Annotated in this window: 24 protein-coding genes and 1 pseudogene; 13 read left to right on the forward strand and 12 right to left on the reverse strand. The window is 73.9% G+C overall.

All coding sequences use genetic code 11. The features are described from left to right. From ACWDUZ_RS04935 to ACWDUZ_RS04945, 3 genes and pseudogenes are all read left to right on the forward strand, one after another. Positions 1–600, forward strand: a complete 600-nt coding sequence (locus ACWDUZ_RS04935) for a DUF4865 family protein (RefSeq protein WP_451630371.1) — start codon at positions 1–3, stop codon at positions 598–600. Then, a pseudogene (locus ACWDUZ_RS04940) lies at positions 594–1,504 on the forward strand (phosphotriesterase family protein). Before ACWDUZ_RS04935 ends, ACWDUZ_RS04940 begins: the two are co-directional and overlap by 7 nt. A gap of 148 nt (positions 1,505–1,652) precedes the next feature. After that, positions 1,653–1,826 (forward strand): DUF1272 domain-containing protein, encoded by a 174-nt coding sequence (locus ACWDUZ_RS04945; RefSeq protein WP_451630372.1) that lies wholly within the window; start codon positions 1,653–1,655, stop codon positions 1,824–1,826. A 46-nt stretch (positions 1,827–1,872) separates the two neighbouring features. Here ACWDUZ_RS04945 and ACWDUZ_RS04950 read toward each other — a convergent pair whose 3' ends face one another. Continuing rightward, positions 1,873–3,111, reverse strand: coding sequence for an ROK family protein (locus ACWDUZ_RS04950; protein WP_451630373.1), 1,239 nt, complete (start codon positions 3,109–3,111; stop codon positions 1,873–1,875). A gap of 36 nt (positions 3,112–3,147) precedes the next feature. Then, positions 3,148–3,816 carry an alpha-ketoglutarate-dependent dioxygenase AlkB family protein gene (locus ACWDUZ_RS04955; RefSeq protein WP_451630374.1) on the reverse strand — a complete coding sequence of 223 codons (669 nt, stop codon included), beginning with the start codon at positions 3,814–3,816 and terminating at the stop codon, positions 3,148–3,150. 79 nt (positions 3,817–3,895) lie between these two features. Here ACWDUZ_RS04955 and ACWDUZ_RS04960 point away from each other — a divergent pair, with 79 nt between their 5' ends. Then, positions 3,896–5,029, forward strand: coding sequence for a methyltransferase (locus ACWDUZ_RS04960; RefSeq protein ID WP_451630475.1), 1,134 nt, complete (start codon positions 3,896–3,898; stop codon positions 5,027–5,029). 62 nt (positions 5,030–5,091) lie between these two features. Here ACWDUZ_RS04960 and ACWDUZ_RS04965 read toward each other — a convergent pair whose 3' ends face one another. Together ACWDUZ_RS04965 and ACWDUZ_RS04970 are read right to left on the reverse strand one after the other, a co-directional pair. Continuing rightward, positions 5,092–5,964 carry a class II fructose-bisphosphate aldolase gene (locus ACWDUZ_RS04965; RefSeq protein ID WP_451630375.1) on the reverse strand — a complete coding sequence of 291 codons (873 nt, stop codon included), beginning with the start codon at positions 5,962–5,964 and terminating at the stop codon, positions 5,092–5,094. 32 nt (positions 5,965–5,996) lie between these two features. Beyond that, on the reverse strand, positions 5,997–6,878 hold the full coding sequence (locus ACWDUZ_RS04970) for an SIS domain-containing protein (RefSeq protein ID WP_451630376.1): 882 nt from the start codon (positions 6,876–6,878) through the stop codon (positions 5,997–5,999). Positions 6,879–7,005: 127 nt separating this feature from the next. Between ACWDUZ_RS04970 and ACWDUZ_RS04975 the strand changes: the two genes are divergently transcribed. From ACWDUZ_RS04975 to ACWDUZ_RS04990, 4 genes are all read left to right on the forward strand, one after another. Next, the gene (locus ACWDUZ_RS04975; RefSeq protein WP_451630377.1) at positions 7,006–7,785 is read left to right on the forward strand and encodes a DeoR/GlpR family DNA-binding transcription regulator; all 780 of its coding nucleotides are present in this window, start codon (positions 7,006–7,008) and stop codon (positions 7,783–7,785) included. Between the two features lie 242 nt (positions 7,786–8,027). Next, positions 8,028–8,600: an Rv1733c family protein gene (locus ACWDUZ_RS04980; RefSeq protein ID WP_451630378.1), complete on the forward strand. Its 573-nt coding sequence runs from the start codon at positions 8,028–8,030 to the stop codon at positions 8,598–8,600. Positions 8,601–8,840: 240 nt separating this feature from the next. Beyond that, positions 8,841–10,022 (forward strand): MFS transporter, encoded by a 1,182-nt coding sequence (locus ACWDUZ_RS04985; protein ID WP_451630476.1) that lies wholly within the window; start codon positions 8,841–8,843, stop codon positions 10,020–10,022. A 108-nt stretch (positions 10,023–10,130) separates the two neighbouring features. After that, positions 10,131–10,886, forward strand: coding sequence for a maleylpyruvate isomerase family mycothiol-dependent enzyme (locus ACWDUZ_RS04990; protein ID WP_451630379.1), 756 nt, complete (start codon positions 10,131–10,133; stop codon positions 10,884–10,886). 94 nt (positions 10,887–10,980) lie between these two features. Here the strand turns inward: ACWDUZ_RS04990 and ACWDUZ_RS04995 are convergent, their stop codons facing one another. The 3 genes from ACWDUZ_RS04995 to ACWDUZ_RS05005 form a co-directional block, all read right to left on the reverse strand. Further along, entirely contained in the window at positions 10,981–11,646 is a 666-nt protein-coding gene (locus tag ACWDUZ_RS04995) for a response regulator (RefSeq protein ID WP_451630380.1), read from the reverse strand. Next, the gene (locus tag ACWDUZ_RS05000; RefSeq protein ID WP_451630381.1) at positions 11,643–12,875 is read right to left on the reverse strand and encodes a sensor histidine kinase; all 1,233 of its coding nucleotides are present in this window, start codon (positions 12,873–12,875) and stop codon (positions 11,643–11,645) included. The genes ACWDUZ_RS04995 and ACWDUZ_RS05000 overlap by 4 nt, the downstream gene beginning before the upstream one ends. Positions 12,876–12,986: 111 nt before the next feature. Then, positions 12,987–13,676, reverse strand: coding sequence for a TetR/AcrR family transcriptional regulator (locus ACWDUZ_RS05005; RefSeq protein WP_451630382.1), 690 nt, complete (start codon positions 13,674–13,676; stop codon positions 12,987–12,989). Positions 13,677–13,806: 130 nt separating this feature from the next. Between ACWDUZ_RS05005 and ACWDUZ_RS05010 the strand changes: the two genes are divergently transcribed. After that, a complete protein-coding gene (locus ACWDUZ_RS05010; protein WP_451630383.1) occupies positions 13,807–14,256 on the forward strand; it encodes a nitroreductase family deazaflavin-dependent oxidoreductase in 450 nt (149 codons plus the stop codon). Here the strand turns inward: ACWDUZ_RS05010 and ACWDUZ_RS05015 are convergent. Continuing rightward, positions 14,246–15,517, reverse strand: a complete 1,272-nt coding sequence (locus tag ACWDUZ_RS05015) for a geranylgeranyl reductase family protein (protein ID WP_451630384.1) — start codon at positions 15,515–15,517, stop codon at positions 14,246–14,248. The genes ACWDUZ_RS05010 and ACWDUZ_RS05015 overlap by 11 nt on opposite strands. Before the next feature lie 215 nt (positions 15,518–15,732). Here ACWDUZ_RS05015 and ACWDUZ_RS05020 point away from each other — a divergent pair, with 215 nt between their 5' ends. Both ACWDUZ_RS05020 and ACWDUZ_RS05025 read left to right on the forward strand, forming a co-directional pair. Next, complete coding sequence (locus tag ACWDUZ_RS05020; RefSeq protein ID WP_451630385.1) at positions 15,733–17,088, forward strand: M20/M25/M40 family metallo-hydrolase; 1,356 nt, start codon at positions 15,733–15,735, stop codon at positions 17,086–17,088. A 68-nt stretch (positions 17,089–17,156) separates the two neighbouring features. Then, the gene (locus tag ACWDUZ_RS05025) at positions 17,157–17,873 is read left to right on the forward strand and encodes an MBL fold metallo-hydrolase (RefSeq protein ID WP_451630386.1); all 717 of its coding nucleotides are present in this window, start codon (positions 17,157–17,159) and stop codon (positions 17,871–17,873) included. Between the two features lie 52 nt (positions 17,874–17,925). Here ACWDUZ_RS05025 and ACWDUZ_RS05030 read toward each other — a convergent pair whose 3' ends face one another. Both ACWDUZ_RS05030 and ACWDUZ_RS05035 read right to left on the reverse strand, forming a co-directional pair. After that, positions 17,926–18,975 (reverse strand): NUDIX hydrolase, encoded by a 1,050-nt coding sequence (locus ACWDUZ_RS05030; RefSeq protein ID WP_451630387.1) that lies wholly within the window; start codon positions 18,973–18,975, stop codon positions 17,926–17,928. A 141-nt stretch (positions 18,976–19,116) separates the two neighbouring features. After that, positions 19,117–19,311, reverse strand: coding sequence for a hypothetical protein (locus ACWDUZ_RS05035; protein ID WP_451630388.1), 195 nt, complete (start codon positions 19,309–19,311; stop codon positions 19,117–19,119). Positions 19,312–19,516: 205 nt separating this feature from the next. On the opposite strand from ACWDUZ_RS05035, the gene ACWDUZ_RS05040 reads away from it, so the two are divergent. Next, a complete protein-coding gene (locus ACWDUZ_RS05040) occupies positions 19,517–21,559 on the forward strand; it encodes an NPCBM/NEW2 domain-containing protein (protein WP_451630389.1) in 2,043 nt (680 codons plus the stop codon). Between the two features lie 203 nt (positions 21,560–21,762). On the opposite strand, the gene ACWDUZ_RS05045 is transcribed toward ACWDUZ_RS05040, so the two are convergent. After that, positions 21,763–22,716 (reverse strand): ROK family protein, encoded by a 954-nt coding sequence (locus tag ACWDUZ_RS05045; protein WP_451630390.1) that lies wholly within the window; start codon positions 22,714–22,716, stop codon positions 21,763–21,765. Positions 22,717–22,896: 180 nt separating this feature from the next. Here ACWDUZ_RS05045 and ACWDUZ_RS05050 point away from each other — a divergent pair, with 180 nt between their 5' ends. Further along, positions 22,897–23,997, forward strand: coding sequence for a LacI family DNA-binding transcriptional regulator (locus ACWDUZ_RS05050; RefSeq protein ID WP_451630391.1), 1,101 nt, complete (start codon positions 22,897–22,899; stop codon positions 23,995–23,997). A gap of 209 nt (positions 23,998–24,206) precedes the next feature. On the opposite strand, the gene ACWDUZ_RS05055 is transcribed toward ACWDUZ_RS05050, so the two are convergent. Continuing rightward, positions 24,207–25,511 (reverse strand): DUF6986 family protein, encoded by a 1,305-nt coding sequence (locus tag ACWDUZ_RS05055; RefSeq protein ID WP_451630392.1) that lies wholly within the window; start codon positions 25,509–25,511, stop codon positions 24,207–24,209. Between the last annotated feature and the right edge of the window lie 195 nt (positions 25,512–25,706).

The following is a 25,706-nucleotide window of genomic DNA, read 5'->3' on the forward strand; positions in this document are numbered from 1 at the left end:
ATGCACGCGATGCAGTACGAAGTGACCCTGCCCGCCGACCATGACATGGAGGTGATCCGGGGCCGAGTGGCCCGGATCGGGCACCTGCTCGACGACTGGGAGGGGCTCGGCCTCAAGGCGTATCTGATGCGCGAGCGCGGCGTCGACGGCTCACCCGTCAACCAGTACGGCCCGTTCTACCTGTGGAACACCGTGGAGGGCATGAACTCCTTCCTGTGGGCAGGCGCCTTCCAGGGGCTGGCGGACGACTTCGGACGGCCCACGGTGCGGCAGTGGACCGGCCTGGTCCACGAGGAGGGCGCCGCCGCGGACGCGCCCGTTGCCGTCGCCGTACGGCATCGTCGCCCCGTCCCCGAGGGCGTGGTGCTCGCGGACTTCATGGCGGACGAGGTGGACGCGATCCGGCGGCTGGCCGGCCGGGACGGTGCGGTGCTCGCGTCGGCGGCGGTGGACACCGGTCGCTGGGAGCTGGTGCGCTTCTCGCTGTGGGCGGACCGGGAGCGTGCGGCCGAGGCGTCCGCCGGCGCGGGCGAGATGTTCCAGGTCCTGCACGTGTCCCAGCCCGGACGGAAGACGCTGCCGCGGGGGCGCCGGTGGTGAGCGCCGTGCGTACGGTCCTCGGCGACATCGCCCCCGGGGAACTGGGGGTGACCGACGCCCACGACCACCTGTTCTTCCCCAGCCCCCGACTGCCCGGCCGGGAGCTGGCCGACGCGTCGGCGGCACGGGCGGAACTGGACGCGTTCCGCGCGGCGGGCGGCCGGAGCGTGGTGCATGGACGCCCTACGGGCTGGGGCGCCGGGCCGCCGACCTGCCGCTCCTCTCCCGGGCAGCGGGGGTCCACGTGGTGTGCGCGACGGGGCTGCACCAGGCGGTCCACTACGACCAGGAGACTCTCGACGCACTGCGGGACCGGCTCGCGGAGGTCTTCGTCTCCGAACTGACCGAGGGGATCGGCCCCTCAGGGGTCCGTGCCGGGCTCGTCAAGGTGGCCGGCGGTTTCCACGGCCTGGACGCGCACGCCCGCTGGACGATGAGAGCGGCGGCCGAGGCCCACCACGCCACGGGCGCGCCCGTGGCGGTCCATCTGGACATGGGCACGGCCGCGCTGGACGTCCTGGACCTGCTGTGCGACGAGGTTGAGATGCCGCCGCACCGGGTGGTCCTCGGGCACCTCAACCGCTTCCCCGACGCCGTGACACAGCGCGAGGCGGCGCGGAGCGGCTGCTATCTCGCCTTCGACGGCCCGTCCCGCACCCACCACGCCACCGACTGGCGCATGCCCGAAGCGCTACGGGCCCTTGCCGAGGCCGGGTTCGGACACCGGCTGCTGCTCGGCGGCGACACGGTGGTCGCGGGCGCGCGGTCGGTCGACGGCGGCCCCGGCATGCCGCACCTGCTCCGCCGGCTCCGTCAGCGGCTCGCCGCCGAACTCGACGCGGACCTCGTCGACCGCGTCTTCACCGACAACCCGGCCGGGGCCTTCGCCACCGACTGGCGCTGAGCGGCATCCCGCCCGCCGCACCGGGTCGGCCGTCCGGCCCGATCCCGCGCAAGCCTGGCCCGGGCCTGTCTTCCCGGGGCCGCGCCCGGCCCGAGGACGGAAGGGCCCAGCCACCAGGAGGAGAAAGGCGACGACCCCGGCCCTGGAGATGCGTGACCGGTGCGAACGCTGCGAGACCGCCCCCCTGCCGCCGGACGCACCGGCCCGGATCTGCTCCTACGAGTGCACCTTCTGCGTGCCCAGCGCCGAAAGCATGGGCCACAGCTGCCCCGACTGCGGCGGCGAGCTGGTCCCCAGGCCCCGCCGCACCACGGCCGCCTGACACGAACCCCTCGCCCATTCCCCTGGTCCGTGTCTTCCCCGGCGGCTCAGGCCAGTGCCCCCAGCGGGTCGTCCAGGACCGGTTGCCAGGCCATCTCGCCGGCGCCGACCAGGCTGTTGTGGTCCAGGGTGCAGGGCAGGATGGGCACGCCGCCGCTGCGGCCCCACAGGCTGCGGTCGGCGACGACCGCGCGCAACCGGTCCGGATCGGCGTCGAGCAGGGTGCGGTGCAGCCCGCCCAGGATGATCCGGTCCGGGTTGAGGATGTTCACCAGGCCCGCGAGGCCCAGGCCGAGGCGGTCGATCAGGGCCTCGGTGGCCGTGCGGACGGCCGGGTCGTCGTAGTGGTGGCGGATCAGGTCGTTGGCCTGCTGCAGCAGGGACACCACCGGTCCCGGTGCGCGTCCGGCCGCGGTGAGGAAGGCCAGCGGGTCGGCCTCCACGTCGAGGCAGCCGCGGCTGCCGCAGTGGCAGGGGCGGCCCTCCGGATTGACGGTGAGGTGGCCGACTTCGAGCGCCAGTCCCGAACTGCCGGTGTGCAGCCGCCCGTCCAGCACCAGCGCACCGCCCACACCCCGGTGCCCGGTGGCCACGCACAGCAGGTCGCGGGCGCCGCGCCCGGCGCCGTGCCGGTGCTCGGCGAGCGCGGCGAGGTTGACGTCGTTGGCCGCGAACGCGGGGCCCGTGATCCCGGCCGCGCGCACGCACTCGGCGAAGATCTCCCGTACGGGCGCGCCCGGGGGCCAGGCGAGGTGGAGCGGGTTCAGCGCCAGGCCCTCCGGTTCGGCGACCGCGGAGGGCACCGCGAGCCCGGCGCCGACGCAGCGTCGTCCGGTGCCGCGCAGCAGCTCGGCGCCGGCCTCGACGACGGAGCCGAGCACCTTGGCCGGGTCGGCGTCCACGGTCTCGCAGCCCGGCGCGGTCGCCACGATCCGGCCGCCCAGGCCCACCAAGGCCGCGCGGAAGCCGTCGGCGTGCACCTGGGCGGCCAGGGCGACGGGCCCGTCCTCGGCGATCGCGAGCCGGTGCGAGGGCCGTCCCTGCGAACCGGCCGCCGCGCCCGGCCGGGCGTCCACCCGGATCAGGCCGAGCGCCTCCAGCTCGGCGGCGACCGCGCCGGCCGTTGCCCGGGTCACCCCCAGCTCGGCGGTGAGCACGGCACGGGTCGGGGCGCGCCCGGTGTGCACGAGCTCCAGCGCGGGCCCGAGCGCACCGCGCCCCCGGTCCAGCCGCGTCCTGGAGGTGGTTCCTTCCCCCGCCGTCCGGGGTTCCGCCTTGCCGCTCATGAGGGGGAGTCTCCCATGATCCGCAGACGCGGCGGTCTACAGACCACTCACGCGGAGCGTGATGTTCAGCCGGCCGGTCAGCCCCAACTCGGGCGGTGCCGTGCCCGGATGGACCCGGGGCACGCCGTGGTACGCGAGCCGGGGCGGGCCGCCGAAGACGAACAGGTCGCCGCTGCGCAGCTCGACGTCCGTGTACGGCCTGGCACGGGTCCCGGTGTTGCCGAAGCGGAACACGCAGGTGTCGCCGAGGCTGAGCGAGACGACGGGCGCGCCGGACTTCTCGTCGCTGTCGCGGTGCATGCCCATGCGGGAGTCGGCGGCGTAGAAGTTGATCAGCGCGATGTCGTACGCCGCCCCGGTGGCCGCCTCCGGTCCGAGCGCGTCCGTCACCGCGCGCCGGGCCAGCTCGCCCAGCCGGGCGGGGAACGGCTTGACCGGAGCGCCGTCCCCGTCGACGGCCGTGCGGGCGTAGGCGTACGGGTACCAGTGCCACCCCAGGCAGACCTGCCGAGCGGTCATGGTGCCGCCACCGGGCGTGGCACCGTGCGCAGGCCGGCCGGCGGGCGCGCCCTCCCCCGGAGGGGGTACCCCCACCCGGCAGGCGGCCAGCAGCTCGCGCTGGCGCGCCCCGTCCAGCCACTCCGGAACGTGCACCGCGCCCGGCGCGACCTCCGCACGGGTCCGCGGGAACAGCTCGGCGTCCATGCGTCCCATCCTGCCGGACCGGGCGCGGCCCGCGGCATTCCGGTCACAGCACTAACCTGGACGGACGATGAACGACCGTATGACGACCCCCTGGGGCGAGCTCGCGCCGTCCCGGTTCCCCGAGGACCCGCGTGACCGGCTGCGTGCCTGGGACGCCTCCGACGAGTATCTGCTGCGACACCTCGCCCAGGAGGCGACCGACCTGTCCGGAACGGTCGTGGTCGTCGGGGACCGCTGGGGCGCGCTGGTGACGGCGCTGGCCGAGCACACTCCGGTGCAGATCACCGACTCGTTCCTCGGGCAGGAGGCGACGCGCCGCAATCTCGCCCGCAACGGTGTCGAGCCCGGTGCCGTTCGGCTGCTCACCACGCAGGACCCGCCGCCGGCACGGATCGACGTGCTGCTGGTGCGCGTCCCCAAGAGCCTCGCCCTGCTGGAGGACCAGCTGCTGCGGCTGGCGCCCTCGCTGCACGAGAGGACGGTCGTCGTCGGGACCGGCAGGGTGAAGGAGATCCACACCTCCACGCTCGCGCTGTTCGAGCGGATCCTCGGCCCGACGCGGACCTCGCTCGCCGAGCGCAAGGCCCGGCTGATCCTGTGCACCCCCGACCCGTCCCTGAAGCGGCCCGCCAACCCGTGGCCGTACGGCTACGACCTGCCCGACGGCGTCGGCGCCGTCTCCGGCCGCAGGGTCGTCAACCATGCGGGCGTCTTCTGCGCCGACCGGCTCGACATCGGCACCCGCTTCTTCCTCCGGCATCTGCCGGACGGCCGCGGGGCCCGCCGGGTGGTGGATCTGGGCTGTGGCAACGGAGTCGTCGGTACGGCGATGGCGCTGGCGAACCCCGAGGCGGAGGTGCTGTTCACGGACGAGTCGTTCCAGGCGGTGGCCTCGGCGGAGGCGACGTACAAGGCGAACGAGGTGCCGGGGCACGCCGAGTTCCGGGTCGGCGACGGCCTGTCCGGGGTGCCTTCCGGCAGCGTGGACCTGGTGCTGAACAACCCGCCCTTCCACTCGCACCAGGCGACGACGGACGCGACGGCCTGGCGGATGTTCACCGGGGCGCGGCGCGCGCTGCGGCCCGGCGGCGAGCTGTGGGTGATCGGCAACCGTCACCTGGGCTACCACGTCAAGCTGCGCCGGCTGTTCGGCAACAGCCGGCTGGTGGCCAGTGACTCGAAGTTCGTGGTGCTCAAGGCCGTCAAGCGGTAGGCGGCGCGGACCATCGCGCGTCAGGCGACGTGGACCGTCGAGCGGTAGGCCGCGCGGGCCCGTCAGGCGGGAGGTGCCGTGGCGGGTGTGCCGACCACGCCGATGATGCGCTCCGCCTCCCGTGCCATCGCCTCCCGGCCCACGCCGAGGTACGTGCGGGAGTCGACCGCATCGGGGTGGGCGGTGAGGAAGCCGCGGACGGCGCGGGTCATGGCGAGGTTCAGGGCCGTGCCGACGTTGATCTTGGCGAGGCCGCCGGCGACGGCCGCGGTCAGTTCCCCGTCGGGCACGCCGGAGGAGCCGTGCAGGACGAGCGGGACGTCCAGCGTGCCGGCCAGCCGCTTGACGAGGTCGTGGTCGAGGGCCGCGGTGCGCTCGGTCATGGCGTGGGAGTTGCCGACGGCGACGGCCAGTGCGTCCACGCCCGAGTCGCTGACGAACGCGTGCGCCTCGCCGGGGTCGGTGCGGGCGCCCGGCGCGTGGGCGTCCAGCGGCGGCCGGCCGTCCTTGCCGCCGACCTCGCCCAGCTCCGCCTCGATCCACAGGCCCTGGGCGTGCGCCCAGGCGACGGCGGCCCGGGTCGCGGCGAGGTTCTCCGTGTACGGCAGCCGGGAGGCGTCGTACATCACGGAGCTGAATCCGGCGCCGGGCGCCTGGCGCAGCAGGTCGTCGCTCTGCACATGGTCGAGGTGCAGGGCGACGGGCACGGCGGCGCGTTCGGCGGCGGCGACGGCCGCGCGGGCGAGCGGCAGCAGTTGCCCGCCGCGGAACGTGACCGCGTTCTCGCTGACCTGGAGGACGACGGGCGCACCGGCCGCCTCCGCGCCGGCGACGACGGCCTCGATGTGTTCCAGCGTGATGATGTTGAAGGCGACGACGGCGGAACGCGCGGCGGCGGCACCGCCGACCAGCTCGCCGGTGGCTGCAAGCGGCACGGCCGGTCCTTTCCGGATAGAGGAACGGGGCGTCAGGGCGTGAGGATCACCGAGCGGGTGAGGTGGCGCGGCTGGTCGGGGTCGAGGCCGCGGGCCGCGGCGACGGCGACGGCGAGCCGCTGGGCGCGGACGAGTTCGGCGAGGGGGTCGAGCCCGCCGTCCACCCACATTCCGCCGGTGGCGCGCACCTGGTCGGCGAGGCCCTCCGGCGCCCGGCCGAGCATCCAGGTCGCCGTGCCCCGGGTGGTGATGCTGATGGGGCCGTGCCGGTACTCCATCGCCGGGTAGGCCTCGGTCCAGGACAGTGAGGCCTCGCGCATCTTCAGGCCGGCCTCGTTGGCCAGGCCCACGGTCCAGCCCCGCCCCAGGAAGGTGAACTGCGTGCAGTCGACGAGCCCTTCGGGCAACGGCCGGGTCAGCGCGGTGCGGGCGTCGGCGACGACGGCGTCCGTGTGCAGTCCCAGGTGCGCACGGATCAGGGTGAGCGCGGTGGTCGCGAACCGGGTCTGCACCACGGAGCGTTCGTCCGCGTAGTCGAGGACGACGACGTCGTCGGCGGCGGACATGACCGGGGTTCCGGGGTCCGCGGTGACGGCCGTCGTGCGGGTACGGCCCTTCAGCCGGCCCAGCAGATCGAGCACTTCGGTGGTGGTGCCGGAGCGGGTGAGGGCGAGGACCCGGTCGTAGGAGCGGCCGTGCGGGAACTCCGAGGCGGCGAAGGCGTCGGTCTCGCCCTGCCCGGCGCCCTCGCGCAGCGCGGCGGCGGCCTGCGCCATGAAGTACGACGTGCCGCAGCCGACGATCGCCACCCGCTCCCCCGGCGCGGGCAGCGCCCCGCCGTGCCCGGCGGCGTCGGCCGCGACACGGGTCCAGCACTCCGGCTGGCTGGTCAGCTCGTCCTCGACATGGCTCATGGCCACACCCTCCCGGCGAATGACTGATTGTTCTTGCAACATAGCTGTGATTTTCGAGCAGAATCAAGCATTTGCCTCAGAGGAGGGTGCGCTAGGGTCACGGAGGGTCGAGGAACGGAGGCCGCCGATGTCGCGCGATGCCCGGTGGAAGGCGCTGCTGGAGCTGCTCGTCGAGCGCGGCCGACTGGATGTCGAGGAGGCGGCTGCCGAGCTGCGGGTGTCGGCCGCGACGATCCGGCGGGACTTCGACCAGCTGGCCGAGCAGCAGATGCTGGTCCGCACCCGGGGCGGCGCGGTCGTGCACGGCGTCTCCTACGAACTGCCCCTGCGCTACAAGACGGCCCGCCGCGCCTCCGAGAAGCAGCGGATCGCCAAGGCCGTGGCGGACCTGGTCGCACCCGGCGAGGCGGTGGGCCTGACCGGCGGCACGACGACCACGGAGGTGGCCCGCGCCCTCGCGGTCCGCGGCGACCTGGCCTCCGGCTCCCCGGCCCTGACGGTGGTGACGAACGCGCTCAACATCGCCAACGAGCTCGCCGTACGGCCCCAGTTCAAGATCGTGGTGACCGGTGGGGTGGCGCGCCCGCAGTCGTACGAGCTCATCGGCCCGCTGGCGGACGGGGTACTCGGCCAGATCACGATCGACGTCGCGGTCCTCGGCGTGGTCGCCTTCGACGTCACCCACGGCGCGGCGGCCAACGACGAGGCGGAGGCCGCCATCAACCGGCTGCTGTGCGAGCGCGCCGCACGCGTGGTCGTCGCGGCGGACTCCAGCAAGCTGGGCGGGCGCGCCTTTGCGCGCATCTGCCCTGCCGAGTCGGTGGACACCCTGGTCACGGACTCGGCGGCGGCGCCGGAGACGGTGCGCCGGTTCGAGGAGGCGGGCATCCGCGTCCTCACCGTCTGAGCACGCCCCTGCCGCTGAGGGCACGGCGGTCGGGTCTGCGGGTGACGCACGCGGCGGCCGTCACCGCGGCCCGAGGGCGCCGCGGCGGCCCGCTCCGCTCCGGGGCCCGCCGGCTCCGTCCGGCCCTCTCCGCTTCAACCGTTTACGGTGACCGGTGTTTCCGGCCGGACCGGAAGCCTCTGATCGCGTCTGGGGGCACACTTGAAGTAAGGGCCGACGGTGGGCACGAGGGGGTGTCGAAGGTGACACGTCGTGCGGGAGAGTGGCTGTGGCGGTGGCGGCGCAATCCACTCAGGCGAACCAGTGATGTCGTGGAGGCGTGGATCCTCCTCTTCGCCTGGGCCCTCGCCCTGGTGGGCGGACTGGTGGCAGGGCTGCTGACGGCGAGTGCCATGCAGCACAGCGCGGAACGGGCGCGCGCGCAGAGCCGCCCCGTGTCGGCCGTGCTCACCCAGGAGGCGGCACGGGGCTCCGCCCGGTCGACGAGCGGCTCCCTGTCGTGGGGGACGGTGCGCTGGACCGAGCCGAACGGCTCGACGCACACGGACCGGGCCAGGGTCCCGGCCTCCGCGACGCCCGGCTCCCATGTCACGGTGTGGACGAACGGGCACGGCAGGCTGACGCCGCCGCCCGCGTCCCCGACCGACGCCGCCTTCCAGTCCGGGCTGGGCGGTCTGTGGGCGGGCGCGGCCACGGCGGGCCTCGTCATCGGCGGCGCCAAGCTGATCCAGAGCCGGCTCGACCGCCGCCGCTTCGACCAGTGGGCCGAGGAGTGGGCCCGGATGGACACCCACTGGGGCCGCAAGACGGGCTGACGTGCCACGACAGCCGCGCCTCGACAGCGTGTGCGCCCACGTCGACCGCTCGTGCCGCACGCGCAGAGCCCTGTCGGCACTGTCCGTGCGCGTCGGCCGCCCGCACCGGCGTCCTCGACGGGTCCGGTGCCCTCGACGACCTCTTCGCCACCCGCACACACCCCACCCCTTGTCCCCGCTCCGCCGCACATCTAGCCTGACTTTGTGCCGCTCCTGAACAAAGTCCGTTCGCACACCGCCGTGCCGGACAACGCCCTCCTACGGCTCCGTGCCGCTCTGACCGCCTTCTTCGCCCTGGACGGCTTCGTCTTCGCCGGCTGGGTGGTCCGTATCCCGGACGTCAAGCAGCAGACCCACGCCTCCACCGGTGAGCTCGGCCTCGCCCTGCTCGGTGTGTCCGCCGGCGCCGTCGTCACCATGACGCTCACCGGGCGCCTGTGCCGCCGGTACGGGAACCATCCGGTCACCGTCGTCTGCGCCGTCCTTCTCTCCCTCGGCGTCGCCCTGCCCCCGCTCACCCACTCCGCCTGGGCGCTGGGCGCGGCTCTGCTGGTCTTCGGTGCCGCGTACGGCGGCATCAACGTCGCCTTCAACAGCGCGGCCGTCGACCTGGTGGCCGCGCTGCGGCGGCCGATCATGCCGAGCTTCCACGCGGCCTTCAGCCTCGGCGGCATGGTGGGAGCCGGCGTCGGCGGGTTCGTGGCCGGACACCTCTCCGCCACCCGCCATCTGCTGTGCCTGACGGTGATCGGTCTGCTCGTCACCGCCGTCGCGGGGCGCACGCTCCTGCGGCAGCCGTCCCCGGGTCCGGCCGAGCGGACGCGGGACCAAGCCGAGCGGAGGCCGGACCGGCCGCATCCGCGGCGCCTGGACGGCCGTACCCGCGGTGTCGTGCTGGTCCTGGGCCTCATCGCGCTGTGCACGGCCTACGGTGAAGGCGCCATGGCCGACTGGGGCGCGCTCCACTTCCAGCAGGACCTGGACGCCTCGCCCGGCGTCGCCGCGGCCGGCTACTCGTGTTTCGCCCTGGCGATGACCATCGGACGGCTGACCGGGACCGCTCTCCTCCAGCGGCTGGGACGCACCCGCACGATCGTGGCCGGGGGCTTCGTCGCCTCGGCCGGCATGCTGCTCGGCTGTCTCGCGCCGTCGGTGTGGGCGGCCCTGCTCGGCTTCGCCGTCACCGGGATCGGGCTCGCCAACCTCTTCCCGGTCGCCGTGGAGCGCGCCGGTGCCCTGGCCGGTCCGAGCGGTGTCGCGGTCGCCTCCACGCTCGGCTACGGCGGGATGCTCCTCGGCCCCCCGGCCATCGGGTTCATGGCCGACTGGCTCTCCCTGCCGGCCGCGCTCACCAGCGTCGCCGCCCTGGCCGCGGTCGCCGCGGCGGTGGGGTTCACCACCAGGCGGTCGACGGGCGAGTGAGCGACGGCGGATCCCGCCCGCCCGCGTGAGGCGCTCCGTGCCGTACGGCGTGTCTCGCCAGGCAGGCTTTCCGCTCACCGAGGCGGTCCCGTCCGGCAGACTTCCCCCATGAAGACCGACGAGTTCCTTCAGGCGCTGGATCGGGAGGGCCGTCTGCTGGCCGCCGCGGCCGAGGAGGCGGGGACCGACGCCGTCGTGCCGACGTGTCCGGACTGGCGGGTACGGGACCTGCTGCGGCACACGGGCGCGGTGCACGAATGGGCCGCCGCCTTCGTCGCCGCCGGGCACACCTCACCGCGCCCGTTCGGGGACCCGCCCGCCCTCGACGGGGCCGAGTTGGTGGCCTGGTACCGGGACGGCCACCGGCGGCTCGTGGACACCCTGGCCGGGGCGCCGGCCGCCGTGGAGTGCTGGACGTTCCACCCCGCGCCCCAGGATCCGCCGTCGCCTCTGGCCTTCTGGACCCGGCGGCAGGCCCACGAGACGACCGTTCACCGCTTCGACGCGGAGCGGGCGCGCGGCGGCGTGCCGAGCGCGATCGACGGCGAGTTCGCCGTCGACGGCATCGACGAGCTGCTGCGCGGCTTCCACGCCCGCTCCAGGAGCCGGGTGCGCAGTGCCCGGCCGCGCGTGCTGCGGGTGCGTGCGACGGGCACGGCCGACGGCGCGGACGCGGTGTGGACCGTACGGCTCTCCGACGGGCCGCCGGTCACGGTCCGGGACGCCTCCGCTCCGGCCGACGCCGAACTCTCCGGGCCGGCCGACCTGCTGTACCTGGCGCTGTGGAACCGGGTCCCGGTCCCCCACGCGACGGGGGACGAGTCACTTGTCACGCTGTGGCGGGAGACCTCGGCGATCGGCTGAGCCCACGAGCCGGGGGGTCGTCCGGGTCCGGGCCGAACGACCGTCCGCGTCAGGGTCCGAACCGGCCGCGCCGAGCGGGGTGGGGCGGGCCGCCTCAGCCCAGCCAGCCGGGCCTGACCAGCCCCGACTCGTAGGCCAGGACGACCAGTTGCGCCCGGTCACGGGCGCCGAGCTTCACCATGGTGCGGCTGACGTGGGTCTTCGCGGTGAGCGGGCTGACCACCAGGCGGCGGGCGATCTCCTCGTTGGACAGGCCGATGCCGACCAGGGCCATGACCTCGCGTTCGCGCTCGGTGAGCCGGGCGAGGGCGTCGGCGGTGGCGGGCTCCTTGGAGCGGGCGGCGAACTCGGCGATCAGCCTGCGGGTGACTCCGGGGGACAGCAGGGCGTCGCCGCCGACCACCGCCCGTACCGCGCGCAGGAGTTCGTCGGGTTCGGTGTCCTTGACCAGGAAGCCGGAGGCGCCCGAGCGGATCGCCTCGAAGACGTACTCGTCGAGTTCGAAGGTGGTGAGCATGACCACCTTGACGTCCTTCAGGCCGGGGTCCTCGGTGATGCGGCGGGTCGCGGCCAGCCCGTCCAGCGCCGGCATACGGATGTCCATCAGCACCACGTCGGGGCGCAGTTCACGCACCATGCGCAGAGCCTCCTCGCCGTCGGCGGCCTCCCCGGCGACCTCGATGTCCGGCTGCGCGTCCAGCAGGGCCCTGAACCCGGCCCGTACCAGTGACTGGTCGTCGGCGAGAGTGACGCGGATCACCGGTTCTCCTCCTTGATCGTCAGCGGCAGCACGGCGACCACCCGCCAGCCGCCGTCGGGGCGCGGGCCCGCGTCGATGGTGCCACCGAGCGCGGCGGCCCGCTCGCGCATCCCGGCCAGGCCGTTGCCGCTGCCGCCCGCGTCCGCGCCGGTCGCCGGGCCGTCGTCGTCGATGCGCAGCCGCAGCGCGTCGCCGTCGTGGTCGAGGCGCACGCGCGCGTTCCGGGAGCCCGAGTGCCGTACGACGTTGGTGAGGGCCTCCTGCACGATGCGGAAGGCGGCGAGGTCGGTGCCGGGCGGCAGCCGGGGCGCGGACCCCTCGACGTCGACGGTGAGGCCGGCGCTCGCCGCCTGGTCCACGAGTTCGGGCAGCCGGTCCAGGCCGGGCGCCGGGGCGCGCGGGGCCGCTCCCGGGGCGCGCAGGGTGTCGAGCACCTGCCGCACCTCCCCCAGCGCCTCCTTGCTCGCGGCCTTGATGGTGGTCAGCGCGGTCCGCGCCTGTTCCGGATCGGTGTCCAGCAGCGCGAGGCCGACGCCCGCCTGCACGTTGATGACGGAGATGCTGTGCGCGAGGACATCGTGGAGTTCGCGGGCGATCCGCAGCCGTTCGGCGTCGGCGCGCCGCCGGGCCGCCTGGGCGCGCTCGGCGCGTTCCTTGGCCCACTGCTCGCGGCGTACGCGGCCCAGTTCGGACACCGCGACGACGGCCACCACCCAGGTGGCGATGACGAGTTGCTGCCCCCAGGAGGAGGCGGTGTCACCGGCCGGCGGCAGCCACCGGTAGAGCCAGAGCGCGATCAGCGCGTGCCCGGCCCAGAGCAGCCCCACGGACGCCCAGGCGGCCCGGCGGCGCCCGGCGACGACGGCACTGAAACAGCTCACGGCGACCGCCAGGAACACCGGTCCGTACGCGTATCCGGCGGCGAAGTAGGCCAGCGTGGCCACCGTCGTGCCGTAGGCCACGAACGCCGGGTGCCGCTTGCGCCACAGCAGCAGCCCGCAGGCCACACAGAGCAGCGCGTACGCGTAAGGGTCCGGCGCCTCCCGGATCCCGTGCTGGTTCCGGGACGAGAAGTGGGAGCCGATGAACACGAAGGCGGTGAACAGCGCGGTGGAGACGACGGGCAGGCGGGCGCCCGGCGTCTCGTCCTCGTCGGCGCGGGACCACCACGGCGGCCCGTGCCGCCACCAGCGCGGCGGCCCGCCCGGGCGCAGGCGCTGCTCTTCCATGACGGCCACGCTAGACGTCCCGCGCCGCCCGCGCGTCACCCCGGCGAGGTGATCACCCGTACTCCCCGGGAAGTACGGCCGCCGACATGGCGCGGCGGCCGGGCCGGGAGGTCAGGGCCGCAGGCCCACGCCTTGGGCGAGCCGGACGGCCGCGTGCCGGAAGAACGGCGCGCGGTCCTCCACCAACCGGTGGAACTGCCCGAACACCTCGAAACCGACCAGCCCGAACAGCTGTGCCCAGGCGGCGATGAGGGCGGCCACCGCCTCGGGGGGCAGGTCGGGCGCGAGGTCGGCTCGCATCCGCTCGGCCTCCTCGCGCAGGTCGGCGGTGAGCGAGGGCGCGGTCAGCGCCGAGCGTTCTTGGGCGTCGCGGGTGATGCCGATGAGGAGGAGGCCGACGCGGGCCGCCGACGGGACGGTCGTCTCGGGCGCGGTGTAGCCGGGCACGGGCGAGCCGTAGATGAGGGCGTACTCGTGCGGGTGGGCGAGGGCCCAGTCGCGCACGGCCTCGCACACGGCGGTCCAGCGCACCAGGGGCTCCGCGTCGGCGACCGTGCCGTGCGCGGCCTCCGCGGCCTCGCCCAGCGAGTCGTAGGCGTCGATGATCAGCGCGGTGAGCAGGTCGTCGCGGCTGGGGAAGTACCGGTACAGCGCGGAGGAGACCATGCCCAGTTCGCGGGCGACGGCACGCAGCGAGAGCTTCGCCGCGCCCTCCGCGGCGAGCTGTCTGCGTGCCGCGTCCTTGATCGCGGCGGTGATCTCCGTCCTGGCCCGGGCTCGGGCGCCTCGTGCGGTGCTCATGGGGGACAGTGTTCCACGTTCGAGAGCACTGCACACAAAAGAGAGCACCGCTCTTGCAACGGAGCACCGATCTACGCCACACTGAGGAGAGCGAGAGCACCGCTCACAGTTTCGCCAACGGGAGGAAGCCATGTCCGCACACGTCCGCAAGCCCGGCTGGTTCACCGTCAACGTCCTCAACCGCGTGGTGGCCTGGACGGCCCGCCGCGGCATCAGCGTCTGGGGCTCCCGGATCCTGGCGGTGCGCGGCCGCAAGAGCGGCGAGTGGCGGACCACCCCGGTGAACCTGCTGATCGTCGACGGACAGCAGTACCTGATCGCGCCGCGCGGCCACGTCCAGTGGACGCACAACATGCGTGCGGCGGGCGGTGGCGAACTGCGCCTGGGCAAGCGGGTGGAGGCGTTCGCGGCGACCGAGGTCGCCGACGACGACAAGGCGCCGCTGCTGCGTGCCTACCTCAAGCGCTGGAAGGCCGAGGTCGGGGTCTTCTTCGAGGGCGTCGGCCCCGACTCCCCCGAGACCGAACTGCGGCGCATCGCCCCGAACCACCCGGTCTTCCGCCTGACGGTCACGAACTGACCGCGTCCCGCGCGCTCCGGTCCTCCTCGTCGGCGGGCGTGACCGGTGCCGGGGGCCGCCGGTCCATGGCGGCCAGGGCGCGCTGGGCGAGGGGGTGGGTGCGGACGAGTTCGCCCAGCGAGGTCGAGCCCTGGGTGATCTCCTTGAAAGCCCTCCAGGCGGGACGGAAACCGGTCAGAGCCGCGTGGAACAGACCCGGGCGGCGTTCGAAGACCGCCAGCATCCGCCGGCCGACGGCCATCTCGACGCCGAGCCCGGCCTTGACGGCGAACGCGTAGTTCAGCGCCTGGCGCCGGGCGTCCACCGCGTCGTGCGCCTCGGCGATCCGGACCGCCCACTCGCCCGCGAGCCGTCCGGACCGCAGCGCGAACGAGATGCCCTCGCGCGTCCACGGCTCCAGCATCCCGGCCGCGTCCCCGCACACCAGCACCCGCCCCCGCGAGAGCGGCGAGTCCTCGGCGCGGCAGCGGGTCAGATGCCCGGAGGAGATGCTCGGCTCGAAGCCGGCCAGGCCGAGACGGGCGACGAAGTCCTCCAGGTACCGCTTCGTGGCGGCGCCTTCACCGCGGGCCGAGATCACCCCGACCGTCAGTGTGTCCCCCTTGGGGAACACCCAGCCGTAACTGCCCGGGATCGGGCCCCAGTCGATCAGGACCCGCCCGCGCCAGTCCTCGGCCACGGTCTCGGGCACCGGGATCTCCGCCTCCAGGCCCAGGTCGACCTGGTCCAGCTTCACGCCGACGTGGGCGCCTATGCGGCTGGCGCTGCCGTCGGCGCCGACCACGGCGCGCGCCAGCACCGTCTCGCCGCCCTGGAGGACCACGGCGACCGTGCGCCGGTCCGGCACCGCCGAGCCGTGCTGCTCGACCCGCACCACGGTCGCGCCGGTGCGCAGTTCGGCGCCCGCCTTCTGCGCGTGCTCGACCAGCTGCTGGTCGAACTCGGGCCGGTTGATCAGCCCGAACAGCATCTGCTTGGAGCGGCGGGTGCGGGTGAAGCGGCCGTTGTTCGAGAACGTCACCGCGTGCACCCGGTCCTTCAGCGGGAGCTCGAAGCCCGGCGGCAGGGAGTCGCGTGAGGGGCCGATGATCCCGCCGCCGCACGTCTTGTAGCGCGGCAGCTCCGCCTTCTCCAGCAGCAGCACGCGCCGTCCCGCGACCGCCGCCGCGTAGGCGGCCGAGGCCCCCGCGGGTCCTGCGCCCACCACGACGACGTCCCACACCTGCCGCACGTCGTCCGCCGAAGAGTTCTCGCTGCTCACGATGGTCCACCGCTCCAGATCAAGCCGGCTGCCGCTGCTGTCCCCCGCATCCTACGGCGGCCGTCGCCGGGGTCCGCTGTGGGAGGATCAGCTGTGTGAGCGCACCGCCCGCCGGGCCGCGCCCACGCCGACACGATCATCTTCGAACACAGAGTGCTCGGACGTACCGCCCAGGTGCGCCCCGGCACCGCGTCGCACCCACAAGGAGCGTGCCCATGTCGTCGAACCCGGTCGCCGAGACCGTCGCCTCCCTGATGCCCAGGGCCAAGGCCGAGCTCGCCGAACTGGTGGCCTTCAAGTCGGTGGCGGACTTCGACCAGTACCCGAGGAGCGAGAGCGAGGGCGCCGCGAACTGGGTCGCGGGCGCGCTGCGCGCCGAGGGCTTCACCGACGTGGCACTGCTCGACACCCCCGACGGCACCCAGTCCGTGTACGGCTACCTGCCCGGCCCCGAGGGCGCGAAGACGGTCCTGCTGTACGCCCACTACGACGTGCAGCCGCCGCTGGACGAGGCCGCCTGGGCCACCCCGCCCTTCGAGCTGACCGAGCGCGACGGCCGCTGGTACGGACGCGGCGCCGCCGACTGCAAGGGCGGGGTCATCATGCACCTGCTCGCGCTGCGCGCCCTCGAGGCCGACGGCGGCATACCGGTCAGCGTCAAGGTGATCGCCGAGGGCTCGGAGGAGCAGGGCACCGGCGGCCTGGAGCGCTACGCCGAGGAGCACCCCGACCTCCTGAAGGCCGACACCGTCGTGATCGGCGACACCGGCAACTTCCGTGTGGGCCTGCCCACCGTCACCACCACCTTGCGCGGCATGACCCTGGTCCGCGTCCAGGTCGACGCCCTCGAAGGCAACCTGCACTCCGGCCAGTTCGGCGGCGCCGCCCCCGACGCGCTCGCGGCGCTGATCCGCGCCCTGGACTCGCTGCGCGCCGAGGACGGCTCGACGACGGTCGACGGGCTCGACGCCGACTCCGCGTGGGACGGCCTCCAGTACGACGAGGAACAGTTCCGCGAGGACGCCAAGGTGCTGGACGGGGTGGAGCTGATCGGCTCCGGCACGGTCGCCGACCGGATCTGGGCCCGTCCCGCGGTCACGGTCCTCGGCATCGACTGCCCGCCGGTCGTCGGCGCCACGCCGTCCGTGCAGGCCGGCGCCCGCGCGCTGGTCAGCCTGCGGGTGCCGCCGGGCGTCGACGCGGCCGAGGCGACCAAGCTGCTCCAGGCCCACCTGGAGGCGCACACGCCGTGGGGCGCCCGGGTGCGCACCGAGCAGATCGGCCAGGGCCAGGCCTTCCGCGCCGACACCACGAGCCCCGCCTACCAGGCGATGGCCGACGCCATGGCGGTCGCCTACCCGGGTCAGGAGATGCAGTACGCCGGGCAGGGCGGCTCCATCCCGTTGTGCAACACGCTCGCCGCCCTCTACCCGGACGCCGAGATCCTCCTCATCGGCCTGAGCGAGCCCGAGGCCCAGATCCACGCCGTGAACGAGAGCGTCTCCCCCGAGGAGCTCGAGCGGCTGTCGGTCGCCGAGGCGCTGTTCCTGCGCAACTACGCGGCGGGCTGAGCGACACCCCGCTCTGCCCACGGCCAAGGGCCCTCGACCCCGGTGGGGGCCTTCTTCAAGGTCGTGCCATGGACGTCGTAGAACTCCTTCCGCGGCTTCAGCTGCTGCGTTGCCCCGTGGGGCAGGCCTACCTCTGGTGCGACGGCGACGAGTCGATCCTCGTGGACGCCGGGGCGAGGGGCGCGGGCGAACCGATCGCCGAGGCGATCAGATCCCTCGGTCGGGACCCGGCCGACGTACGGCGGATCGTGCTCACCCACTTCCACGAGGACCACGCGGGCGGAGCGGCCGAGGTGGCCGGGCTGTGCGGCGCCGAGGTCCTGGCCCACCGCCTGGACGCGCCGGTCGTCCGCGGCGAGGTGCCGGGGCCGCCGCCGGTCCTCGAGGACCGGGAGCGCCCGATCCACGCGGCGGCCGCCGAGCACCTGCCCCAGGGCGAACCGCCGCGGCCGAAGGCGGTCACGGAACTGTCCGACGGCGATGTGCTCGTCTTCGGCGGCGGCGCCCGCGTGGTCCACGCCCCCGGTCACTCCCGCGGGAGCATCGCCGTCCATCTCCCGGCCCACGGTGTGCTGTTCACCGGCGACGCGGTCGCCGCCTCGCCGGTGGACGGAGCGGTCGTGCTCGGCGTGTTCAACCTCGACCGGGCGGGGGCCGTCGCCTCTTTCCGGCGGCTCGCCGCGCTCGACGCGGAGGTGGCCTGCTTCGGCCACGGCGATCCGGTGACCTCGGGGGCCGGACGGGCGCCGCGGGATTCCGCGGACCGGTACCGAACGCCCGGCTGACAGGACCGGCACCGAACGCCCGGCTGGGACCAGGCCAGGTACCCGCGGGGTGTCAGCCGCCGACCGGTACGCCGGCCTCCAGATACACCGCCGCGCCGCGCTTGCGGGCCCGCAGCGCCCAGCGCAGCCGTTCGTGGCGGACGGCCGGCAGCAGCCCGGCGGCCTCCTGCTCGGTGACGAACCGGCAGTCGCGCAACTCGGGCCCGGGCAGCAGCAGATCGCGGGCCGCCCCGGAGTCCAGTCGGCCGCCGTCGAAGAGCAGTCGCAGACCGCCGAAGGCGGGCGGTGCGGGCCGTTCCCAGTCGACGACGAGCAGCCGGGGCACCTCGTCCAGCCGCAGTCCGGTCTCCTCGGCGACCTCGCGCATCCCCGCGCGGGCCGGGGCCTCGCCGGGCTCGACGACGCCGCCGGGGAACTCCCAGCCGGGCTTGTAGGTGGGGTCGACGAGCAGCACCCGGTCCTGCTCGTCGAAGAGGAGCACTCCTGAGGCGACGGTCTCCGCGGTGGGTTCGGGCGTCTGCACGATGTCGCAGACGGGGACGGCGCCGCTGCCGACGGCCTCGGCGACGCGGACGGCCGTCTCGTACGGGGTGAGGGCCCCGGTGTCGACGAGGTGGGCGTCGGCGGTCAGCCAGGAGGCCAGGGCGGCGCGGTAGGACTCGATGTGGTCGTAGGCCCACTGGCGTGTCCGCGTCTCGCCGTCGGGCAGGTCGGGTGGGACCTCGCGGCCGGCTATCCGCTCCCGCAGGATCGTTTCCGCCGGGGCGAGGAGGATGTGCCGGACGCCGATCCGGCGCGCGGCGAGACCGCCGAAGATCTCGTCGCGGTACTCCTGGCGCAGCAGGGTCATGGGAACCACGAGGGTGCCGCCCAGCTCGGCGAGCATCGCCGCCGCCGTGTCGATCACCAGGCGGCGCCAGATGGGCAGGTCCTGGAAGTCGCCGACCTGGGCGAGGTGCTTGGGCGGCAGGAGGTGGTGCGTGAGCATGCCGCCGATGATCTCGGGGTCGAAGAGCGTGCTGTTCGGGATCAGGTCGATCAGTTCCCGTGCGGTGGTCGTCTTCCCCGCACCGAACGAGCCGTTGATCCAGACGACGGTCACAGGTCCCCCTCTTCTGTTGGCCCCCTGTGGCTTGCCCGCTTCACCCTGCCACGGAAACCAGGCCCAGTTGAGGGCGCGGACACGCCACGGCGCCGGGATCCCGGAAGGATGCACCGGCGCCGCGTCCTCGTCCGTGCGGCCTCAGCCGTGCTCCCCCAGGGGTCCGTCACCGAGGTCGAAGCCGTCCTGGCTGACGAGGTGGTCCACCGAGCCCACGGTGTCCTTGACGTTCAGGTCCTCCAGGGCGCCGCGGTCCGCGGCATGCGAGGGGGTGACGGCGGCCACCACGAAGCCGGTGGCGAGGGAGGCGAGGGCGAGCATGCTGCGCTTCTTCATGGCCGGTTCAACTGCGCCGGCCCGCCGGAGGTCACGCACCCGTCGGCGGCGCGTGTTCCGGGCACGATGTCTCGCTTGAACGGTTTCGAACAGATTGACCGAACCTCTTCCAACACAGTCCGACAGGTTCTACCGTAAGCGCGCATCTATGACGCGAGCATGGCGTCATTACCACCTCGTCCCCGCGAGTTCGGAGGAACGCTCCATGCGCCACCCGCACACGCGTACGATCCGCCGGAAAGTTCTCGGCACTCTCACCGCGGCACTGCTGTGCACGGCCGGACTGGCCGTACCCGCCGCCGCGTCCCCCGCCCGGTCCGGCACCACGCCCGTCGACGACGCGGCGGCACCCGCCCTGGCCGACGGGCTCGCCCTCACCCCGCCGATGGGCTTCAACAACTGGAACTCCACGCACTGCCGTGCCGACTTCGACGAGACCATGGTCAAGGGCATCGCCGACCTCTTCGTCGACAAGGGCCTGAAGGACGCCGGATACCGGTACGTCAACCTCGACGACTGCTGGGCGCTGCCCGCCCGGGACGCCGACGGCAAGCTGGTCCCCGACCCGGTCCGCTTCCCGAACGGGATCAAGGCGGTGGCCGACTACGTGCACTCCAAGGGACTCAAGCTCGGCATCTACACGAGCGCGGGCACCAAGACGTGCAACAGCGCCGGCTTCCCTGGCGCGCTCGGCCACGAGTACAGCGACGCCCGGCAGTTCGCCGACTGGGGCGTCGACTACCTCAAGTACGACAACTGCAACAACCAGGGCGTGGACGCCAAGCAGCGCTACACCACCATGCGGGACGCGCTGAAGGCCACCGGCCGGCCCATCGTCTACAGCATCTGTGAGTGGGGGCAGAACAAGCCCTGGGAGTGGGCGTCCGGCGTCGGGCACCTGTGGCGCACCACCGGTGACATCAGCGACAGCTGGGGCTCGATGCTGTCGATCCTGAAGCAGAACCTGCCGCTCGCCCCGTACGCAGGCCCCGGCCACTGGAACGACCCGGACATGCTGGAGGTCGGCAACGGCGGCATGACCGACACCGAGTACCGTACGCACTTCTCCATGTGGTCGGTCATGGCCGCGCCGCTCCTGATCGGCACGGACCTGCGCAAGGCCTCCCCGGCGACCTTCGACATCCTGGGCGACAAGGAGGTCATCGCCGTCGACCAGGACCCCCTGGGCAAGCAGGGCACCGTCGTCTCCTCCGAAGGCGGACGCTGGGTGGTCGCCAAGGAGATGAAGGACGGCAGCCGCGCGGTGGCCCTGTTCAACGAGACCGGCACCCCGCAGCGCATCGCCACCACGGCGCGGGCCGTGGGGCTGCCCGAGGCGGACGCCTACACCCTGCGCGACCTGTGGCAGCACCGGAGCTACAACACCGCCGGCGCGATCTCGGCCACGGTCCCGGCCCACGGCACGGTCCTCGTCCGGGTGTCGGTGGACCCGCGCTGGGCCGCGAACCCGCCCGCCGTGGAACTCGGTCTGCACGGCAGCCCGCTGATCCAGGCGGGCAAGCCCGCCGGCCTGACCACCACGGTCACCGACCTGGGCCGGACACCGGCCACCGGCGTCACGGTGTCGCTGAGCGGGCCGGAGGGCTGGACGGTACGGGCCCAGTCCCCGACCTCCGCCCCCGTCGTCCCGACCGGCAAGGCGCTGCGCACCGCGTGGACGGTCACGGCACCTCCCGGCACGCCCACGGGCTCGTACGACCTGACACTGAAGGCGACGCACCGCTCCCCGACCGGCGCACGAGTCGACAGCGTCCTGCCGCTCAGCGCGTCCGTGGTGGTACCGCCGCCCGCCGGCACGTCGTACCTCGGTGACCTGCCCTGGCTCTCGGCCACGAACGGCTACGGACCCGTGGAGCGCGACACCAGCAACGGCGAGAGCGCCGCCGGCGACGGCCATCCGATCACCCTCGGCGGTGTGGTGTACGCCAAGGGGCTCGGCGTCCATGCCGAGAGCGCCCTGGAGTACTACACCGGCGGGGCATGCACCAAGGTCACCGCGGACGTCGGCGTCGACGACGAGAAGGGCGCCAACGGCACCGTCGCCTTCGAGATCTGGGCGGACGGCACCAAGGCCGCCTCGACCGGCGTCCTCACCAACGCCATGCCCGCCCAGCCGATCACTGCGGACGTCACCGGCGCGCAGGTCGTCCGCCTCGTCGTCACCGACGGCGGCGACGGCATCGACTCCGACCACGCGGACTGGGCGAACGCACAGCTCAGCTGCTGAGAAGTCGGGCAGCCCGCGTCCGTTCTCCCGGCGCCGGACTCCCGACGGTCGCCGACCCGGGCCGGCGTACGACAGCCGGCGGTCGCTCACACGGCCGGGGATCGCCGACCCGGCGCGCGGCGGCCGGTCCGCGCTGTCTCGGCGTGCGGGGCCCGGCCGAGAAGGGCGGGTCCCGCACGGGACCGCCGCGGCGGTCGTCGCCGTCAGACGCCGGCCGCCGCGGTGTGCGCCCGCGAGTCCAGGGCCGCCGCGGCGGCCCCCACCAGGCCGGCGTCGGTGCCCATGCGGGCCGGGACGACGGTCAGGTGCCGGACGAAGGAGAGGGTCGCGTAGTCGGCGAGGGCCTTGCGCAGAGGGGCGAGGAGCACCTCGCCCGCCTTGCCCACTCCCCCGCCGATGACCGCGATGTCGATCTCCACGAGGGTCGCGGTCGCCGCGATGCCCGCGGCCAGGGCCCGGGCGGCACGCTCGAAGGAGGCCACGGCCACCGGGTCACCGTCACGCGCCGCGGCGGCCACCGCGGCGGCCGAGGTGTCTCCGTCCGGACCCGGGTGCCAGCCGTTCTCGAGTGCCCGGCGGGCGATGTTCGGACCGCTGGCGATGCGCTCGACACAGCCGCGAGAGCCGCACGGGCAGGGGTCGCCGTCCAGGTCGACGCTGATGTGGCCGATGTGGCCGGCGTTGCCGGTCGGCCCGGGATGCAGCCGGCCGCCCAGAACCAGGCCGCCGCCCACGCCGGTGGAGACCACCATGCACAGCGCGTTGTCGTGTCCTTGGGCCGCGCCCTTCCAGTGTTCGGCCGCCGTGAGGGCCACGCCGTCACCGATCAGCGCCACGGGCAGCCCGCCCGTGGCGGCCCGGACCCGCTCGACGAGCGGGTAGTCGCGCCACCCCGGCACGTTGACGGGGCTGACCGTGCCGGCCGAGGCGTCCACCGGGCCCGCACTGCCGATGCCGAGCGACCCGGCCCTCCCCCACAGCGGCGTCGCGGCCAGTTCCGCCAGCACGTCCTCCACGGCCCGCATCACGGTGTCGCCGTCCTCCCGCGCGGGCGTGGCGCGCTGCGCGCGCACCAGGATGGTGCCGTGGCCGTCCACCAGCGCTCCGGCAATCTTGGTACCGCCGATGTCGAGCGCCGCCACGAGGTCGGTGTGCATCTCAGTCAGATCTCCCCGTCAACCATGAAGGAACCAAGAGGTGGGCGCAGCCCGGTCTCGCCGGGTGGCGCGGGCCGGAGTATGCGGTGAACAGTCTCTCGTGCCGATGACAACGTTGTCCAGGCTCTATGCTCGACGCCACATCCTCATACGCACCGCACCCGGGGTCGAACCCCCTTCGTGGACGACAGGACAGGACGCCGCATCGTGCCAGAGACCGCCCCCCGAGCAGACCGCCCGGCCGACCGCCGACGGGACCGCCCGTCCGGGACCCGCTACGGCAACCGTCCGACGATGAAGGACGTGGCGGCCCGGGCCGGAGTCGGTCTGAAGACCGTCTCACGGGTGGTCAACGGCGAGCCCGGCGTCACCCCGGACACCGAGCGGCGCGTCCAGGAGGCCATCGAGGCCCTCGGCTTCCGCCGCAACGACAGCGCACGTGTGCTGCGCAAGGGCCGTACGGCGAGCATCGGGCTGATCCTGGAGGACCTCGCGGACCCGTTCTACGGTCCGCTGAGCCGCGCGGTCGAGGAGGTCGCCCGGGCGCACGGGGCCCTGCTGATCAACGGCTCCAGCGCGGAGGACCCGGAGCGCGAGCAGGAGCTGGCGCTCGCGCTGTGCGCGCGCCGGGTGGACGGGCTGGTGGTCATTCCGGCCGGTGACGACCACCGGTACCTGGAGCCGGAGATCAGGGCGGGCGTGGCGACGGTGTTCGTGGACCGCCCGGCGGGCCGGATCGACGCCGACGTCGTGCTGTCGGACAACTTCGGCGGTGCCCGCGACGGTGTGGCGCATCTGATCGCGCACGGCCATCGCAGGATCGGCTTCATCGGTGACATGCCCCGCATCCACACCGCCGCCGAGCGTCTGCGCGGCTACCGGGCGGCGATGGAGGACGCGAGGATACCCGTGGCGGACTCCTGGATGTCGCTGGGCGTCACCGATCCGGAGCGGGTGCGCCGGGCCGCCGAGACCATGCTGACCGGGCCGGAGCCGGTCACCGCCGTCTTCACGGGCAACAACCGGGTGACGGTCACGGTGATCCGCGTCCTGGCCGGGCTGTCCCGCCCGGTCGCCCTCGTCGGTTTCGACGACATCGAACTGGCCGACCTGCTCCAGCCGGGCGTCACCGTCGTCGCGCAGGACGCGGCGGCCCTCGGGCGCACCGCCGCCGAGCGTCTCTTCCGCCAGCTGGACGGCACCCTTCTCGCCCCCGAACGGATCGAGTTGCCGACCCGGCTGGTCATGCGGGGTTCGGGCGAGCTGCCGCCGTCGGCCTAGTGCCGCGACAGGCAACGTCTGCCCGTTGAGGAGCGGCGTCCGGTGGGTGCTCTCGGTGTGCCGGCCGGAAGCCCTCGTACCGGACGTACTCGGGCTCTTTCGGCCGGTGCGGCGAGGAGGTGTGCCGGGCGCCGCGACGGGGCGAACGTTGTCTGTCGCAGCACCAGAAGCGCGGGGCATCCCGCGAGACGGACGCCGCCCGCCCCGGACTACTGGGCCGAGGCCGTGAGGTCGCCGCGCCGCGGTGCGGCGTAGCCCTCCAGGTCGGACCGGGTCAGCCCGGTGAGGCGGGCCACCTCGGCGATGTCGAGCGCGCCGCAGTCCAGGCCGCGCAGCAGGTAGCCGCTGAGCGCCTTGGCCGTGGCGGGCTCGTCCATCACGTCGCCGCCGGTGCGGTCGGCGTAGCGGGACAGGCGGGCCGCCGCCTGCTCGAAGCCCTCGCGGTAGAAGGCGAAGACGGCCGCGTACCGGGTGGGGAGGTGTCCGGGGTGCATGTCCCAGCCCTGGTAGTACGCACGGGCCAGGGCACGGCGGGTGAGGCCGTAGTGCAGCCGCCAGGCGTCGTGCACCTTCTCGGTCGGGCCGACGGGCAGGACATTGGTGGAGCCGTCCGAGACGCGGACGCCCGTGCCGGCCGCGGCGACCTGCATGACGGCCTTGGCGTGGTCGGCGGCCGGATGGTCGCCGGCCTGGTAGGCGGCCGAGACCCCGAGGCAGGCGCTGTAGTCGAAGGTGCCGTAGTGCAGGCCCGTGGCCCGGCCCTCGGCGGCCTGGATCATACGGGCGACGGTGGCGGTGCCGTCGGCGGCGAGGATGGACTGACTGGTCTCGATCTGGATCTCGAAGCCGAGGCGGCCCGGCCGGAGACCGTGGGCCTTCTCGAAGGCCGCCAGGAGCCGCGCCATCGCGGTGACCTGCTCGGGGTAGGTCACCTTCGGCAGCGTCAGCACCAGCGCGGCGGGCAGGCCGCCGGCCTGCATCAGACCGGTGAGGAAGATGTCGAGGGTGCGGATGCCCCGGTCGCGCACCGGTGCCTCCATGCACTTCATGCGGATGCCCATGTACGGCGCCGCCGTGTCCTTCGCGTACGCCTCGGCGACCAGCCGGGCCGCGCGGGCGGCCGCCTGGTCCTCCTCGGCGTCGGGTCGGGGCCCGTAGCCGTCCTCGAAGTCGATGCGCAGGTCCTCGATCGGCTCGCGTTCCAGCTTGGCGCGGACGCGGGCGTGGACCGGCTCGGCGAGTTCGTCGCTCATCCCCAGCACCCGGGCGAAGGACGCGGCGTCGGGGGCGTGTTCGTCGAGGGCGGCCAGCGCCTGGTCGCCCCAGGAGCGGATGGTGTCGGCGGCGAAGACGTCACCGGGCACGTAGACGGTGTGGACGGGCTGACGGGTCCCCGGGTCGCCCGGGTAGCGGCGCTCCAACTCGGCGTCGACCGGGGCGAGGGAGGCGCTGATCTCCTCACTGACGGCGCCCGCCAGGCTCGTCGCCACCTGCTCCTGCTGGCCCTGCCCCATTCCCGCACCCTTCCGTTATTCCGCTCTACGGAATCAACAATCCGTAGAGCGAAGTTATCCCTGGATCTTCCGCGGGGTCAACACCTGTCCGCAGCCTGGGCCATCGGCTGCCCGAGGACAACCGGAGCACACCGAGGCCCCCGTGACCGGGCGGATCACGGGGGCCTGGGGGAGACCGGAGAGCGAGCCGTCAGC

It is taken from the genome of Streptomyces sp. NPDC003393 (assembly GCF_053589015.1).

Excerpts from the sequence above, each read along its gene's own strand:
- ACWDUZ_RS04935 (WP_451630371.1), top strand. The coding sequence starts at position 1 with ATGCACGCGATGCAGTACGAAGTGACCCTGCCCGCCGACCATGACATG.
- ACWDUZ_RS04945 (WP_451630372.1), top strand. The coding sequence starts at position 1,653 with ATGCGTGACCGGTGCGAACGCTGCGAGACCGCCCCCCTGCCGCCGGAC.
- ACWDUZ_RS04950 (WP_451630373.1), bottom strand. The coding sequence starts at position 3,111 with ATGAGCGGCAAGGCGGAACCCCGGACGGCGGGGGAAGGAACCACCTCC.
- ACWDUZ_RS04955 (WP_451630374.1), bottom strand. The coding sequence starts at position 3,816 with ATGGACGCCGAGCTGTTCCCGCGGACCCGTGCGGAGGTCGCGCCGGGC.
- ACWDUZ_RS04960 (WP_451630475.1), top strand. The coding sequence starts at position 3,896 with ATGACGACCCCCTGGGGCGAGCTCGCGCCGTCCCGGTTCCCCGAGGAC.
- ACWDUZ_RS04970 (WP_451630376.1), bottom strand. The coding sequence starts at position 6,878 with ATGAGCCATGTCGAGGACGAGCTGACCAGCCAGCCGGAGTGCTGGACC.
- ACWDUZ_RS04975 (WP_451630377.1), top strand. The coding sequence starts at position 7,006 with ATGTCGCGCGATGCCCGGTGGAAGGCGCTGCTGGAGCTGCTCGTCGAG.
- ACWDUZ_RS04990 (WP_451630379.1), top strand. The coding sequence starts at position 10,131 with ATGAAGACCGACGAGTTCCTTCAGGCGCTGGATCGGGAGGGCCGTCTG.
- ACWDUZ_RS05000 (WP_451630381.1), bottom strand. The coding sequence starts at position 12,875 with ATGGAAGAGCAGCGCCTGCGCCCGGGCGGGCCGCCGCGCTGGTGGCGG.
- ACWDUZ_RS05005 (WP_451630382.1), bottom strand. The coding sequence starts at position 13,676 with ATGAGCACCGCACGAGGCGCCCGAGCCCGGGCCAGGACGGAGATCACC.
- ACWDUZ_RS05010 (WP_451630383.1), top strand. The coding sequence starts at position 13,807 with ATGTCCGCACACGTCCGCAAGCCCGGCTGGTTCACCGTCAACGTCCTC.
- ACWDUZ_RS05020 (WP_451630385.1), top strand. The coding sequence starts at position 15,733 with ATGTCGTCGAACCCGGTCGCCGAGACCGTCGCCTCCCTGATGCCCAGG.
- ACWDUZ_RS05025 (WP_451630386.1), top strand. The coding sequence starts at position 17,157 with ATGGACGTCGTAGAACTCCTTCCGCGGCTTCAGCTGCTGCGTTGCCCC.
- ACWDUZ_RS05035 (WP_451630388.1), bottom strand. The coding sequence starts at position 19,311 with ATGAAGAAGCGCAGCATGCTCGCCCTCGCCTCCCTCGCCACCGGCTTC.
- ACWDUZ_RS05040 (WP_451630389.1), top strand. The coding sequence starts at position 19,517 with ATGCGCCACCCGCACACGCGTACGATCCGCCGGAAAGTTCTCGGCACT.
- ACWDUZ_RS05045 (WP_451630390.1), bottom strand. The coding sequence starts at position 22,716 with ATGCACACCGACCTCGTGGCGGCGCTCGACATCGGCGGTACCAAGATT.
- ACWDUZ_RS05055 (WP_451630392.1), bottom strand. The coding sequence starts at position 25,511 with ATGGGGCAGGGCCAGCAGGAGCAGGTGGCGACGAGCCTGGCGGGCGCC.